Source organism: Aminobacter niigataensis (assembly GCF_946995915.1).
Classification (GTDB): Bacteria; Pseudomonadota; Alphaproteobacteria; order Rhizobiales; family Rhizobiaceae; genus Aminobacter; species Aminobacter niigataensis.
Genome location: NZ_OX341517.1, coordinates 4,561,407 through 4,574,801, shown reverse-complemented (window position 1 = coordinate 4,574,801; position 13,395 = coordinate 4,561,407). Strand labels below are relative to the sequence as shown.

13 protein-coding genes and 1 tRNA gene are annotated in these 13,395 nt (G+C 64.2%); 7 read left to right on the top strand and 7 right to left on the bottom strand.

Features of this window, described 5'->3' with window-relative positions:
* Positions 1 to 6: 6 nt before the first annotated feature.
* From hisD to O1Y97_RS22305, 4 genes are all read right to left on the bottom strand, one after another.
* Positions 7 to 1,299 (bottom strand): histidinol dehydrogenase, encoded by a 1,293-nt coding sequence (hisD, locus tag O1Y97_RS22320; RefSeq protein ID WP_108609249.1) that lies wholly within the window; start codon positions 1,297 to 1,299, stop codon positions 7 to 9.
* 9 nt (positions 1,300 to 1,308) lie between these two features.
* Positions 1,309 to 1,743 (bottom strand): DUF2948 family protein, encoded by a 435-nt coding sequence (locus O1Y97_RS22315; RefSeq protein ID WP_108609248.1) that lies wholly within the window; start codon positions 1,741 to 1,743, stop codon positions 1,309 to 1,311.
* A gap of 149 nt (positions 1,744 to 1,892) precedes the next feature.
* On the bottom strand, positions 1,893 to 3,182 hold the full coding sequence (gene murA / locus O1Y97_RS22310; RefSeq protein WP_318762404.1) for a UDP-N-acetylglucosamine 1-carboxyvinyltransferase: 1,290 nt from the start codon (positions 3,180 to 3,182) through the stop codon (positions 1,893 to 1,895).
* A gap of 129 nt (positions 3,183 to 3,311) precedes the next feature.
* A complete protein-coding gene (locus tag O1Y97_RS22305; protein WP_318762403.1) occupies positions 3,312 to 3,500 on the bottom strand; it encodes a hypothetical protein in 189 nt (62 codons plus the stop codon).
* A 158-nt stretch (positions 3,501 to 3,658) separates the two neighbouring features.
* Between O1Y97_RS22305 and O1Y97_RS22300 the strand changes: the two genes are divergently transcribed.
* Both O1Y97_RS22300 and O1Y97_RS22295 read left to right on the top strand, forming a co-directional pair.
* A tRNA-Thr gene (locus tag O1Y97_RS22300) sits at positions 3,659 to 3,733 on the top strand.
* A gap of 412 nt (positions 3,734 to 4,145) precedes the next feature.
* Positions 4,146 to 4,973, top strand: a complete 828-nt coding sequence (locus O1Y97_RS22295) for an Lpg1974 family pore-forming outer membrane protein (protein WP_318762402.1) — start codon at positions 4,146 to 4,148, stop codon at positions 4,971 to 4,973.
* 76 nt (positions 4,974 to 5,049) lie between these two features.
* Here O1Y97_RS22295 and O1Y97_RS22290 read toward each other — a convergent pair whose 3' ends face one another.
* The gene (locus O1Y97_RS22290; protein WP_318762401.1) at positions 5,050 to 6,600 is read right to left on the bottom strand and encodes a phospholipase D family protein; all 1,551 of its coding nucleotides are present in this window, start codon (positions 6,598 to 6,600) and stop codon (positions 5,050 to 5,052) included.
* A 172-nt stretch (positions 6,601 to 6,772) separates the two neighbouring features.
* On the opposite strand from O1Y97_RS22290, the gene O1Y97_RS22285 reads away from it, so the two are divergent.
* Positions 6,773 to 7,609, top strand: a complete 837-nt coding sequence (locus tag O1Y97_RS22285) for an endonuclease/exonuclease/phosphatase family protein (RefSeq protein ID WP_245439509.1) — start codon at positions 6,773 to 6,775, stop codon at positions 7,607 to 7,609.
* Here the strand turns inward: O1Y97_RS22285 and O1Y97_RS22280 are convergent, their stop codons facing one another.
* Positions 7,610 to 8,383: an IclR family transcriptional regulator domain-containing protein gene (locus O1Y97_RS22280; protein WP_318762400.1), complete on the bottom strand. Its 774-nt coding sequence runs from the start codon at positions 8,381 to 8,383 to the stop codon at positions 7,610 to 7,612.
* 143 nt (positions 8,384 to 8,526) lie between these two features.
* Here O1Y97_RS22280 and O1Y97_RS22275 point away from each other — a divergent pair, with 143 nt between their 5' ends.
* From O1Y97_RS22275 to pcaF, 3 genes are read left to right on the top strand one after another with little or no spacing between them, the layout of a single operon-like run.
* On the top strand, positions 8,527 to 9,384 hold the full coding sequence (locus O1Y97_RS22275) for a CoA transferase subunit A (RefSeq protein WP_108609177.1): 858 nt from the start codon (positions 8,527 to 8,529) through the stop codon (positions 9,382 to 9,384).
* Positions 9,381 to 10,190, top strand: a complete 810-nt coding sequence (locus O1Y97_RS22270; RefSeq protein ID WP_183264602.1) for a CoA-transferase subunit beta — start codon at positions 9,381 to 9,383, stop codon at positions 10,188 to 10,190. Before O1Y97_RS22275 ends, O1Y97_RS22270 begins: the two co-directional genes overlap by 4 nt.
* The gene (gene pcaF / locus O1Y97_RS22265; protein ID WP_183264601.1) at positions 10,183 to 11,388 is read left to right on the top strand and encodes a 3-oxoadipyl-CoA thiolase; all 1,206 of its coding nucleotides are present in this window, start codon (positions 10,183 to 10,185) and stop codon (positions 11,386 to 11,388) included. Before O1Y97_RS22270 ends, pcaF begins: the two co-directional genes overlap by 8 nt.
* Positions 11,389 to 11,449: 61 nt before the next feature.
* On the opposite strand, the gene O1Y97_RS22260 is transcribed toward pcaF, so the two are convergent.
* Positions 11,450 to 12,301, bottom strand: coding sequence for a sulfite exporter TauE/SafE family protein (locus O1Y97_RS22260; protein ID WP_318762399.1), 852 nt, complete (start codon positions 12,299 to 12,301; stop codon positions 11,450 to 11,452).
* Positions 12,302 to 12,576: 275 nt separating this feature from the next.
* On the opposite strand from O1Y97_RS22260, the gene modA reads away from it, so the two are divergent.
* Positions 12,577 to 13,383 carry a molybdate ABC transporter substrate-binding protein gene (modA, locus tag O1Y97_RS22255; RefSeq protein ID WP_318762398.1) on the top strand — a complete coding sequence of 269 codons (807 nt, stop codon included), beginning with the start codon at positions 12,577 to 12,579 and terminating at the stop codon, positions 13,381 to 13,383.
* Positions 13,384 to 13,395: the final 12 nt, after the last annotated feature.

The following is a 13,395-nucleotide window of genomic DNA, read 5'->3' as shown; positions in this document are numbered from 1 at the left end:
GGCCGCCTACATGTTCAATCTGATGGCGACGGAGCGCGCATGTGCGTCGAGCCCCTCCGCCTTGGCCAGCGCGATCGCCGCCGGGGCCAGCGCCCTGAGCTGATCGGGACCGAGCTTCAGGATCGAGCTGCGCTTGACGAAGTCGAGCACCGAAAGCCCGGAGGAAAAGCGCGCCGAGCGGGCCGTAGGCAACACGTGGTTGGAGCCGCCGACATAGTCGCCGATGACTTCGGGCGTATGCTTGCCGACGAAGATCGCCCCGGCGTTGCGGATGCGTGGCAGCAGGGCTTCCGGGTCGGCGACCGCGAGCTCGAGGTGCTCGGCGGCGATGCGGTTGACAAGCGGCAGGGCAGCATCGAAGTCGTCAACCAGGATGACCGCGCCGAAATCGCGCCAGCTGGCTGCTGCCGTCTCGGCGCGGGGCAGGAGCTTGATCTGGCGTTCGACTGCCTCCTCGACCTGCTTGCCGAAGGCGGCATCGTCGGTGATCAGGATCGACTGCGCCGACACGTCATGCTCGGCCTGGGCCAGCAGATCGGCGGCGAGCCAGTCAGGGTCGTTGTCGCTGTCGGCGACGATCAGCACCTCCGAGGGGCCTGCGATCATGTCGATGCCGACGGTGCCGAACACCTGGCGCTTGGCGGCGGCGACATAGGCATTGCCGGGCCCGACGATCTTGGCCACCGGGGGGATCGTCTCGGTGCCATAGGCAAGGGCTGCCACCGCCTGTGCGCCGCCGACGCGGTAGATTTCTGACACGCCGGCGAGATCGGCGGCAACCAGCACCAGCGGGTTGATGACGCCGCCGGTGGCGGGCACCACGATGACGATGCGCTCGACGCCGGCGACCTGTGCCGGCACCGCATTCATCAGCACCGAGCTCGGATAGCTCGCCGTGCCGCCGGGCACATAGAGCCCGACTGCCTCGACCGCCGTCCAGCGCGAGCCGAGTTCGACGCCGATCGGGTCGACGTAGCGGTCGTCCTTGGGCATCTGGCGGGCATGGTGCGAGCGGATGCGATCGCGGGCGAAACGCAACGCCTCGACCGTCGCGGGATCGGCGTCCTTGTAGGCCTGGTCGATATCGGCGCGGGTCACCGCGATGCCGAGCGTCGTCAGGTCGGCCCGGTCGAACTTCCGGGTGTAGTCGATCAGCGCCGCGTCGCCGCGCGCGCGCACGTCGTCGATGATGGCGCGCACGGTGGCCTCAACGTCGGGTGATACTTCGCGCTTGGTCGTCAGGAACGCTGCGAAGCGCGTCTCGAAGTCTGCATCGGATTGGCGAAGGGTGATGGCCATCGAGAATGCTCAGGTCTTGTGGATGGGGCGCGACGAGGCCTGCCAGGCGGCCCCGGTGTCGGTCAATCGGGCTTCGATGACCTCGACCTCGAGCCGGATCGCGGCGTCGCCGGAAAACAGCAGTTCGATCTCGCCGGCGGGATCCTCGCCCTGCGCGAAACCGATCGCCAGAAGCTCCAGCACCTCGTCTTTCTTGGTGCGCGAAATGCCGAAAAGCTTGACCGACAGCACGCGGTCGAAATGCAGGATCGAGCGCCGGCGCTCATATTTGGGCCGGAAAAAGCCGGTCTTGGTTTCCCAGGCAAAACGGTTCATCGCCAGCGCAAAACGCTTCGAGGGCGCGTCGTAAGCGAGGTCGCCGACCTTGACCACGGCATCCTGCACATGGGCCGAGACGATCTCCAGATCCTCTTCGTCGAGGGCGACTAGCTTGAGCTGGTTCATGTCCGGTCGGCTGCCTGTGCGGAATGTAATGCTTCCGGCTTTGTTAGGCGGTCTTGATGCAGCGCGCAACCGCAAGGGGAGTAGGGGAGTAGGGGAGTAGGGAGAGGCTTTCCTGTTCCCTTACTCCCTTATTCCCCTATTCCCTTCATTCAGCCGCTGATCCGCTCGATGACGGCGCCGCAGCGCGACAGCTTTTCTTCCAGCCGCTCGAAACCGCGGTCGAGATGGTAGACGCGGTTGACCACCGTCTCGCCTTCGGCGGCGAGGCCGGCGATGACCAGCGACACCGAGGCGCGCAGGTCGGTCGCCATGACAGGCGCGCCCTTGAGCTTGGAGACGCCTTCGACGATCGCCGTCTGGCCCGACAGCGTGATGTGGGCGCCGAGGCGTGCGAGTTCCTGCACGTGCATGAAGCGGTTCTCGAAGATCGTCTCGGTGATCTTCGACTTGCCCTTCGACATCGTCATCAGGCCCATGAACTGCGCCTGGAGGTCGGTCGGGAAGCCCGGGAAGGGTTCGGTTGTGACGTCGACCGGCGAGATGCCAGAGCCGTTGCGCATGACGCGGACGCCGGAATTGGTCTGGATGATCTCGGCGCCGGTGCGCGAGACGACATCGAGCGCGCCCTGCAACAGGTCGGCACGCGCGCCTTCGAGCAGCACGTCGCCGCCGGTCATCGCCACCGCCATGGCATAGGTGCCGGTCTCGATGCGGTCGGGGATGACGCGGTGGCGCGCGCCCGACAGCGAATCGACGCCCTCGATGGTGATGGTCGAGGAGCCGGCGCCGGTGATCCTGGCGCCCATGGCGTTGAGGCATTCGGCGAGATTGACGACCTCGGGCTCGCGGGCGGCGTTTTCGAGCACCGTTTCGCCGCGGGCGAGTGTCGCCGCCATCATCAGCACATGCGTGGCGCCGACCGAAATCTTGGGGAACACATAGCGGTTGCCGATCAGCCTGTTCTTGGCCTTGGCGACGACATAGCCGTTGTCGACGTCGATGTCGGCTCCGAGCGCCTGCAGGCCTTCGATGAACAGGTCGACCGGCCGCGTGCCGATGGCGCAGCCGCCGGGCAGCGAGACCTTGGCCTCGCCCATGCGGGCGAGCAGCGGGCCGACGACCCAGAAGCTGGCACGCATCTTGGAGACCAGCTCATAGGGAGCGGTGGTGTCGACGATGTTGCGCGCGCTGAAGCTGATGGTGCGCGAATAGCCTTCGCTCTGGCGTTCGCGGCGGCCGCTGACCGTATAGTCGACGCCGTGGTTGCCCAGGATGCGGATCAGTTGCTCGACATCGGCCAGATGCGGCACGTTCTCCAGCGTCAGCGTATCGTCGGTGAGCAGCGAGGCGATCATCAGCGGAAGGGCTGCGTTTTTCGCGCCCGAGATCGGGATGGTTCCGGTCAGCTCGTTGCCGCCGACAATTCTGATGCGATCCATTGGCCGTCGTTTCTCCGGGGGATCCCGGTTCTGGCGAGAAATTTTCTTGCCGCCGTCTAGACCATCGCGCCACCCGGTTCAAGAATCAGGGTTTTGCGGATCCGTGCGCCAAGTGCCTGCCGTGGCCGGTCAGGCTTTCTCGGGTTTCTCTGTCTCTCCCTCGGCCGTGGCAAGGCCTTCCGGCCTCGTATCGGCTTCGCCGGTACGGCGCGAGCGCGCCTGCGCTTTGCGCTTCATCAGGTTGGCGCGCAACTCGGCCGCGAGCCGCGCCTTGCGCGCATCTGCACCGCTTGAGGGCATTTTTGGTTTCGACGACATGTGGTGGTCCCCGCTTGCCGATCGTTCATAACCGCTTGGCAACGGAAATGGCCAGTTTTGTGGCGTAATGGCGTCTGTGGAAAATCAGTGTCGATTTGCAGCAACTGATAACTTGCGCTCCCCCGATTCATGTGTCAAAAGCCGCCCCGTCCACGGATGCTGCCGTAGCTCAGTGGTAGAGCACTCCCTTGGTAAGGGAGAGGTCGAGAGTTCAATCCTCTCTGGCAGCACCATTTTTTTCCCCAGATTTCGAAAAGTTGGGCCCTGCAAGGGCTTGAGGGCGACGCGGTTGCGCGCGGCGACTCACGGGTTCTTCAATTGTCCTGCGGCGAGCCTGAAGTCGAACATTGCTGGCCGCCCAGGACCCAAGCCCCGCCTAGGATCGGCTTCGCGAACCGGAAGCCCGGGCTTCATCGCCAACCCGGTGGAATGGGAGCTGGCGCTTGATGATGGGAATGGACGTGGCCGGCTGCTGCACGCGAACAGTCATCTCGCAGGAGGCGGAACCGTCGCCGGCACGCCGTGCGACATGCTGACGCGAAGGTGAGGTCCAGGCGTCGATACAATGAAAACTATTGCTGCCTTGCTATTGTTCGAATCCATTCGTGCGTGATACTGCGCATTGTCTAATTTAGTTGGTTTGGTATGAAAAAAGTAATTATTGCATTTTCTTCGCTCGTCATTGCGACAACAGCTTCTGCCGCCGCTGATATACAGGGTACTGCTGAGACGACGCCGGTTGCATCTTGGTTCGGTTATGTTGAAGGGGCGTATGCCTTCCGCACCAACAGCCACAATCGGCAGTTCGACGGCGCTGCTTATCTTGACGCGAGAACCGGAGCAGGTGGTTCCGGCGCTGCAAAACTGGGTTATCGTTTTGCCGATAGTTGGGATGTCGCAGCCGGGCTCCGCTATTTGGAGCAGTCCGCCGGCAGGCGCAACGACGATCCATACGACTGGCAGTTCACCGGCGGTCGGTACTGGAATTTTGACGTTGAAGCCGGCTACAATATTGAGCACGACGATTGGTCGCTGCGCCCATTCGCTGGCCTGCGCTACCAGAACTATAGCGCGGATTTCACCGATCATATCTTGTTGCCAATTTTTGTCGCTTCGTCCAGGTCTTGGGGCATTGGCCCAAGACTGGGCTTCGACGTCGCGAGGCCTGTAGGAGAACAACTGAGCTTCTTTGCATCTGCAGATGCCTCAGTCCTGTTCGGTCGGATCAACGCTGACAGGCACTATGGAGCACCAGCCGAGTTTTCCGAAGACCGCACGTTTGCGACTGTTGGCGCGAAGGGCGGCCTCGCCTGGGAGTTCGCGCCTGGTGCCAAGCTTGGTGCTGGATATCAGCTCGAATACCTGTCGGCTGTCGGCTACAAGACGTTTCAGGATGCGCCTCTTCCTGAACCAAGCGGGCGCGCCAGCCAGTTGATCCATGGCCCGTTCATGCGGCTGTCGATGAACTACTGAGCGGGAAGGCGTCTGCCGGCGACGTCCTGATTGCGGTAGAATCGCTGAAGGCGGTCCGCTGGGCCGCCTTCTTTGCTCACAACTGTGATTCGATCGGCAGATAGCTGATCACTTTGGCCACCAGGCGGCGGCGCAGGCTGGCCTGCGGTTCGTGCTTCAGCTTGCGCGGGCCGTTGGCGGTGTGGTCGGTCCAGCTCAGCTTGTCGCCATGCAGCGACAGCCTGAAGCTGCTGCGTGGCGAAATCTGCGCCTCGATCACCGCCTCGACCTCGCTTGCCAGTTCCTCCTGCCTGAACAGGACGCCCATCTCGGTGTTGAGGGAGGCCGATCGTGGGTCGAAGTTGAAGGAGCCGACGAAACCTGCCTGCCCGTCGGCGATGAATGCCTTGGTGTGCAGGCTGGCGCCCTTGGAGCCGAACAGCGACATGTCGGTGCGCTCGTCGTCCGGCTTGAGTTCGTAGATGTCGATGCCGTTTTCGAGCAGCGGCTTGCGGTAGCGGACATAAGCGCCGTGGACCGCCGCAACGTCGGTTGCCGCCAGCGAATTGGTCAGCACAGTCACCGCAACCCCGTTCTCGGCCAGGGACGTCAGTTCCTGCGTTCCCGCTTCTCCGGGGATGAAATAGGGCGAGACGATACGCAATTCCCGCCTTGCCGACTTCAGCACGGGCCTGATCGCCGTCATCAGCCAGTTGTCCTGGCCCGCGCCCATGGCCTTTTCCGGCGGGTCCGAGGCGACAGCGGCTTCGCTGGTCCAGCGCAGCCGACCCATGCCCGAGGACGACCATGCCCCGCTCTCCTGCGCGACGCGATGGATGTAGGGTTCGGCAAGGCCTGTGGTGGCCGTGCGTTCCAGGCGCGCCCTGAGCGCCGGCAGGTCGCCCTTGGCCATGCCGGTGACATGGCGGATCGGCAGCACCGCCTCGCTGTTCCAGAAACCGTCGAAGATCGCTTCCGTCTGCTCGACCGCGGGGCCGGCGAGCAAAAGATCCATGTCGCGGAAATTGGCCTCCTCCGAGGCATCGAAATAGGCGTCGCCGATATTACGGCCGCCGACGATGGCCAGCCTGCCGTCGGCGATCCATGCCTTGTTGTGCATGCGCCGGGTCGTCCGCACTGCCCGCAGCACGAGTTCCAGCCCGCGTTGCAGGCCGAAGGCCCGCGCCCAGCTCGGATTGAACAGCCGGACCTCGATGTTGGGGTGGCTGTCGAGCGCGATGTAGTTGGGGTCGTAGCCCCGGGCGTTGATGTCGTCGAGGATCAGCCGAACGCGCACCCCGCGGTCGGCAGCACCGAGGATTTCGCGGGCGAGCAGTCCGCCGGTGAGGTCGTCCTTCCAGTAGTAATATTGCAGGTCGAGGCTGCGCTGCGCGTGGCGGGCGGTATAGGCCCTGACGGCAAAGGCGTGGAGATTGGAGGAAAGCAGCGCCAGCCCGCTCTGGCCCGGATGATCGGCCAGGAGCGGCGCCACCAGCGCATCGAATTGGGTCTCGCTTTCCGCCGTCGGCAGCGCCTGGGAGGGGGTCCCCCGCGCGCGCTTGGCGAAACGGCCAAAAGCATAGACCGCGAGCAGCGACGCGATGACCAGCGTCCCCGCCACTGCGACAATGATGGCAATGAGTTTCATGCGTATTGCGGTCCGCCGGCTGGGATGGGAACCATAGCCTCGCGACAGCATTTCGGTGGAGAGCCATCGTGACGCATGTGGAAAACCTCGAACACCTCGACCATATAGGTTACAGTTGGCACGAACGCCTGCCGCAACTGAACACGAATTTCCCAGAGATTCCAGACGAGTGATGGCTAGCACGCAAGGCTTGGAGATTTCCGATAGGGCAGGTGCCGGGCACCAGCCTTCGGCACAGCACCAGCAGGACGCGTTTTCGATCGCCGCAACCGGCACCCACAGCGAAATCGTCGTTGCCTCCTACAACGTTCACAAATGCGTCGGCCTGGATCGCCGTTTCGATCCGCAGCGCACGATGGCGGTGATTTCCGAGATCGGCGCCGACGTCATTGCGCTGCAGGAAGCCGACCAGCGCTTCGGCGACCGTGCCGGGCTGCTCGACCTCGATGCGGTCGCGCGCGAGACCGGGCTGGTGCCGGTTCCCCTTGCCGGCCGGCGCAAGAGCCATGGCTGGCACGGCAATGTCGTGCTGTTTCGCAAGGGTTCGGTCAGTTCGGCGCGGCAGATCGTGCTGCCCGGCGCCGAGCCGCGTGGCGCCGTCATCGTCGATCTTGAGCTCGAAGCGGGGCCGCTGCGCATCATTGCAGCGCATTTCGGCCTGCTGCGCCATTCGCGCAAGCTCCAGGCCGGCACGCTTTTGACCGCCGCCGAGCTGCACAGCGAAAAACCAACAATTCTTGTCGGCGACCTCAACGAATGGCGCCTGGGCAAGCGCTCGTCGCTGCGCAGCCTGGAACCGGCCTTCGGGCCGATGCACGCCATCGTTCCGAGCTTTCCCTCGCGGTTTCCGGTGCTGGCGCTCGACCGGGTCATGGCCAGGCCGCACAATCTGCTCACAGAGATCGAGGCGCACGACACCGCATTGGCGCGTATCGCCTCGGATCATCTGCCGATCAGGGCAGTGATCCGGCTGAATGCCAAGCGCAATGGGCTGGCTGAAGCCGCCTGATCACTGAACGACGAAGAAGTCGCTGATCCTTGCCGCCATCTCCCTGAGCAGCGGCAGGATCTCCGCTTCCATCTCGGCCGGCGTGTGGCGTGTGGACTGCGTCGAGATGTTGATCGCGGCGACGATCGCGCCCGATCGGTCGCGCAAGGGGACGGCGATCGAGCGCAGCCCGATCTCCAGTTCCTCGTCGACGATGGCGTGGCCGTCCGTTCGCACCCTGCCGATGATGTCAGCAAGTTTCGCCTGGTCGGTCACGGTCTTCGGCGTCCGCTGGACGATCGCGGCACGGGCGAGGAAGCCCTCGAGGTCGGCATCCGTCAGCCCCGACAGCAGCACGCGGCCCATCGCGGTGCAGAAGGCGGGCAAATGCGCACCGACCTGCAGGTCGACGCCGATGATGCGCGGTCCCGGCACGCGCGCGACATAGACCATGTCCTCGCCCGACAGGGTCGCCGCCGAACATGATTCATGCAGCTTTGCCGCCGTCTCCTTCATGAAGGGTTCGGCGAAGGTCCACAGCGGCACGCCGTGCAGCCAGATGCGCGCCTGCGTCAGCAGCCTGGGCGACAGCGAAAAGTTCCGGCCCGATTGCACCGCATAGCCCGTCGCCACCAAGGTCAGCAGGAAGCGCCGCGCGCCGGCGCGGGTGAGACCCGCTTTTTCGGCCGTTTCGGTCAGCGTCAGGCCCGCCGCATTGGCGGCCAGGATCTCCATCACCGACAGCCCGCGCTCCAGCGAGGTGACGTGGTCACGGGCGGTGTCGTCGTCGCGCATGGCGGCCTTTCTCCGAAATATCTGCTGCTGCGGAGCCTGGTCATTGACTCCAGCGCCATCTTGCCTCAGAAATGTATCGCATAGAAAACAAATGTTCGCAATACGAACTTTTGAGCGAACTTTGGACAACGGGACGAAACGCGATGACCAAATTTCTCCCCCTGTCGAAGGCGGTCGCCGACAATCTCAACAACGGCGACACCGTGGCCTTCGAAGGGTTCACGCATCTCATTCCCACCGCGGCCGCGCATGAAGCGATCCGCCAGGGCTTCAAGGACCTGACGCTGGTCCGCATGACGCCGGACCTGATCTACGACCAGATGATCGGCATGGGCATGGCCAGGAAGGCGATCTTCTCCTACGCCGGCAATCCCGGCGTCGGCCTGCTGCGGCGCCTGCGCGATGCGGTCGAGAACGGGTTTCCGCATGCGCTGGAAATCGAGGAGCACAGCCATGCCGCCATGGCCAATGCCTATGAGGCGGGCGCCGCCGGCCTGCCTTGCGCCATCTTCCGCGGCTATCGCGGCGCCGAGCTCGCCAGGGTCAATCCGAACATCAAGTCGGTGACCTGCCCGTTCACCGGCGAGGTGCTGGCGGCTGTTCCGTCGGTTCGCCCCGACGTCACCTTCATCCATGCCCAGAAGGCCAACAAGCGCGGCGACGTTCTCGTCGAAGGCATCATCGGCATCCAGAAGGAAGCAGCCCTTGCGGCCAAGCGCGCGGTGGTGACCGTCGAGGAAGTGGTCGACAATTTCGACGACCTGCACCCCAACCTGACCGTGCTGCCCAACTGGTCGGTCACCGCGATCTCGGTGGTGCCTGGCGGGGCGCACCCGTCCTACGCCCATGGCTACTATATCCGCGACAACGCCTCCTATCTCGAATGGGACGAGATCGCCGCCGACCGCGACCGCTTCCGCGAGTGGATGCAGAAGAACGTCATCGAAAAGACCGCCGACGATTTCGCCGGACGCGTCGAACACCTGAGGAACGTGGCATGAGCGAGCTCGGCTTCACCCCCAATGAAATGATGACGATTGCCGCCTCGCGCGCGCTCAAGGGCGACGACGTCTGCTTCGTCGGCATCGGCGCGCCGTCGGCCGCCTGCAACGTCGCACGCCTGACCCATGCGCCCGACATCACGCTGATCTACGAATCCGGCACCATCGGCACCGCGCCCGACGTGCTGCCGCTGTCGATCGGCGACGGCGAATTGTGCGACACTGCCGTCACCACCGTCTCGGTGCCGGAGATGTTCCGTTACTGGCTGCAGGGCGGTCGCATCTCGATCGGCTTCCTCGGCGCGGCCCAGCTCGACAAGTTCGGCAACATCAACACGACTGTCATCGGCGACTATGCCCATCCCAAGACCCGGCTGCCGGGCGGCGGCGGTGCGCCGGAGATCGCAACCTCGTCGAAGGAAATCTACATCACCATGGCGCAGTCGAAGCGCGGCATGGTCGAAAAGATCGACTTCTACACCTCCTTCGGCCATGGCGACGGCGGCGACCATCGTAAGCGCCTCGGCATCGACACCAAGGGCCCGACGCTGCTGATCACCGACCTCGCCATCTGGAAGCCGGATCCGGTGACCAAGGAATTCACCGTCGTTTCGCTGCACCCTGGCGTCACCCGCGACAAGGTCCAGGAGACCTGCGGCTGGACGGTTAAATTCGCCGATACGCTGGAGGAAACACCTGTTCCGACGCAGTTGGAATTGCAGACGCTGCGTGATCTAAAGGCGCGCACCGACGCCGCCCACAAGGGCGAGGCAGTTTCCGCAAAGAGAGGATCCAAGGATGGCTGAGGCCTATATCTGCGATTACATCCGCACCCCGATCGGCCGCTTTGGCGGCTCGCTGTCGTCGGTCCGCGCCGACGATCTCGGCGCCGTGCCGCTCAGGGCGCTGATGGAGCGCAATGCCTCGGTCGATTGGGCTGCCGTCGATGACGTGATCTTCGGCTGCGCCAACCAGGCCGGCGAGGACAACCGCAACGTGGCCCGCATGTCGCTGCTGTTGGCCGGACTGCCGCAGGAAGTCTCCGGCACGACCATCAATCGCCTTTGTGGATCGGGCATGGACGCGCTAATTGCTGCTGCCCGCGCCATCAAGGCCGGCGAAGCCGAGCTGATGATTGCCGGTGGCGTAGAAAGCATGAGCCGCGCGCCCTTCGTCATGCCCAAGGCCGACGCGGCCTTCTCGCGCCATGCAGAGATCCACGACACCACCATCGGCTGGCGCTTCGTCAACCCGGTGATGAAAAAGCAGTACGGCGTCGATTCGATGCCCGAGACCGGTGAGAACGTCGCGGAGGACTTTTCCGTCTCCCGCGCCGATCAGGATACCTTTGCCGTGCGCAGCCAGAACAAGGCCGTCGCCGCGCAGGAAAACGGTCGCCTTGGCAAGGAGATCACCCCGGTGACGATCCCGCAGCGCAAGGGCGATGCGATCGTCGTTGCCAAGGATGAGCATCCGCGCGCCGGCACGACCATCGAGACGCTGGCCAAGCTGCCGACGCCGTTCCGTCAGGGCGGCACGGTGACCGCCGGCAACGCCTCGGGCGTCAACGATGGCGCGGCAGCCCTCATCGTTGCCTCCGAAGCTGCGGTGAAGAAGTATGGCCTGACGCCGATCGCTCGCGTGCTTGGCGGTGCGGCGGCGGGCGTAGCACCCCGCATTATGGGCATCGGCCCGGCACCAGCGACCAAGAAGCTGTGCGCCCGGCTCGGCATCAGCCCGGCCGACTTCGACGTCATCGAACTCAATGAAGCTTTTGCCTCCCAAGGCATTGCCGTGCTGCGCGAACTCGGCATCGCCGAGGATGCGGAGCACGTGAACCCGAATGGCGGGGCCATCGCACTGGGCCATCCGCTGGGCATGTCGGGCGCCCGCATCGCCGGTACCGCGGCGCTGGAGCTCGGCCTGCGCGGGGGCAAGCTGGCGCTTGCCACCATGTGCATCGGTGTCGGGCAGGGCATCGCGGTCGCGCTCGAACGCGCCTGATCCTTGTCCGCTCCGAAAATGCAAACGCCCGGCATTGCCGGGCGTTTTGATTTTGAAAAGATCAGCCGATGAGGCTGATCAGGAAGCGCAGGCTGATCAAAAGCAGGAAGATGCCGAAGGCGACTTCAAGCTTGCGTTTCGACAGGGCGTGAGCCAGCCGCGCGCCCAAAGGGGCGGTCAGCACGCTTGTCGGCACGAACAGGATCAGGCCGACGAGCGAGACATAGCCGAGCGACAGCGGAAACTGCAGTGCGGCGACATCGGGGTACTCCGCCGCGCGCGGCCATCCGGCATAGATGTAGCCAAGCGCGCCGGGGATCGAGATCAGCACGCCGAGGCCGGAGGACGTCGCCACCGCCTGGTGGATGGGACGGCCGTAGAAGGTCATGAACAGGTTTGAAAGCTGCCCGCCGCCGATGCCCATCAGGCTCGACAGCACGCCGATCAGCCAGCCATATGCGTTCATGATGAGCTTGCCCGGCATGTCGAGGCCGAGGCGCCAGGAATCCTTGCCGAACAGGAGCCGGATCGCCGAGATGCCGGCAACGACGACGAACACCATCTTGAACAGATCCGGCGAGGCATAGCGCGCGATCACGCTGCCCATCAACACACCGAGCACCACTGGCACCGCCCATTGCCTCAGGATCGTCATGTCGACCGCGCCCTTGGCCTTGTGGGCGCTGAATGAGCGGATCGATGTCGGGATGATGATGGCGAGCGAGGTGCCGACGCACAGCGGCATGCGCACCTCTTCCGGCACGCCGACCATGCGGAACAATTCATACAGCACCGGCACGATGACCGCACCGCCGCCGACACCGAACACACCGGCCAGAAGGCCGGTGACGGCGCCCGCGCCGAGCAGCGCGATGGCTAGCCAGATGATTTCGAACATGGTGATGCCGGACATTTCGGGGAACTCGTGTTGGCGTGGCTGGATGGACAGGGTGTCGCCGGACACAAGGTGCCACGTCTGCATGCCCCAAGGTGAGAGCGAGACATATGCCATGAACGGACGGGCCAGTCTCCCCCGGACTGCAAGTCCAATCACGCAACCGCGAAACATCCGGCAACAGTTTTGCCGAAAACCACCCGGATGGGTGGTTGTGCGGCGAGTGCTATATTCGTATGAATATAACGAATCCGCAGCCGGGCTGCGGCTTGGTCAATCATGGAGGAATGACGATGTTCACGCGTAGGGGATTAGGGTTGCGGCTTGTGGCCGCTGCAGGCGGCCTGGCGGCGATGCTGTCGTTCGGCCTGCCTTCGGCGCGCGCCGATGGCGACGTGGTCGTGTTCGCCGCTGCCAGCCTCAAGAACGCGCTCGATGCCGTCGACGCCGCCTGGAAGGCCGAGAGCGGCAAATCCGCGACCGCGTCCTACGCCGCGAGCTCGGCCCTCGCCAAGCAGATCGAGGAAGGCGCACCCGCCGACGTGTTCATCTCGGCCGACCTCGACTGGATGAAGTATCTCGCCGACAAGAAGCTGATCAAGGACGACTCGGACGTCAAGCTGCTCGGCAACCGCATCGTGCTGGTTGCGCCCAAGGATTCCGGCGCCAAGGCCGAGATCGCCCCGAATTTCGACCTTGCCGCTCTACTTGGCGACGGCCGCCTCGCCATGGGCGACGTCAAGGCAGTGCCCGCCGGCAAATATGGCAAGGCCGCGCTCGAGAAGCTCGGCGTCTGGTCGTCGGTCGAGGGCAAGATCGCCCAGGCCGAAAACGTGCGTGCCGCCCTCAAGCTCGTGTCGACGGGTGAAGCCCCGCTCGGCATCGTCTACCAGACCGACGCGACTGCAGAACCCGGCGTCAAGGTCGTTGGTGTGTTCCCGGAAGACTCGCATCCTCCCATCGTCTATCCGGTCGGCGTGACGGCGGACTCGAAGAGTGCGGACGCTGCTGCGTACGTGAAATATCTTCAGTCCGCCAAGGCCAAGGAACTGTTCGAGGCCCAGGGCTTCACCATGCTTGCGCCGGTGGCGTCCAACTAGGGAGTGGTTTAC

Coding starts and splice junctions, on each gene's coding strand:
- murA (WP_318762404.1), bottom strand. CDS start 3,182: ATGGATCGCATCAGAATTGTCGGCGGCAACGAGCTGACCGGAACCATC.
- O1Y97_RS22295 (WP_318762402.1), top strand. CDS start 4,146: ATGAAAAAAGTAATTATTGCATTTTCTTCGCTCGTCATTGCGACAACA.
- O1Y97_RS22275 (WP_108609177.1), top strand. CDS start 8,527: ATGACCAAATTTCTCCCCCTGTCGAAGGCGGTCGCCGACAATCTCAAC.
- O1Y97_RS22315 (WP_108609248.1), bottom strand. CDS start 1,743: ATGAACCAGCTCAAGCTAGTCGCCCTCGACGAAGAGGATCTGGAGATC.
- O1Y97_RS22305 (WP_318762403.1), bottom strand. CDS start 3,500: ATGTCGTCGAAACCAAAAATGCCCTCAAGCGGTGCAGATGCGCGCAAG.
- O1Y97_RS22260 (WP_318762399.1), bottom strand. CDS start 12,301: ATGTCCGGCATCACCATGTTCGAAATCATCTGGCTAGCCATCGCGCTG.
- hisD (WP_108609249.1), bottom strand. CDS start 1,299: ATGGCCATCACCCTTCGCCAATCCGATGCAGACTTCGAGACGCGCTTC.
- modA (WP_318762398.1), top strand. CDS start 12,577: ATGTTCACGCGTAGGGGATTAGGGTTGCGGCTTGTGGCCGCTGCAGGC.
- O1Y97_RS22280 (WP_318762400.1), bottom strand. CDS start 8,383: ATGCGCGACGACGACACCGCCCGTGACCACGTCACCTCGCTGGAGCGC.
- O1Y97_RS22285 (WP_245439509.1), top strand. CDS start 6,773: ATGGCTAGCACGCAAGGCTTGGAGATTTCCGATAGGGCAGGTGCCGGG.
- pcaF (WP_183264601.1), top strand. CDS start 10,183: ATGGCTGAGGCCTATATCTGCGATTACATCCGCACCCCGATCGGCCGC.
- O1Y97_RS22270 (WP_183264602.1), top strand. CDS start 9,381: ATGAGCGAGCTCGGCTTCACCCCCAATGAAATGATGACGATTGCCGCC.
- O1Y97_RS22290 (WP_318762401.1), bottom strand. CDS start 6,600: ATGAAACTCATTGCCATCATTGTCGCAGTGGCGGGGACGCTGGTCATC.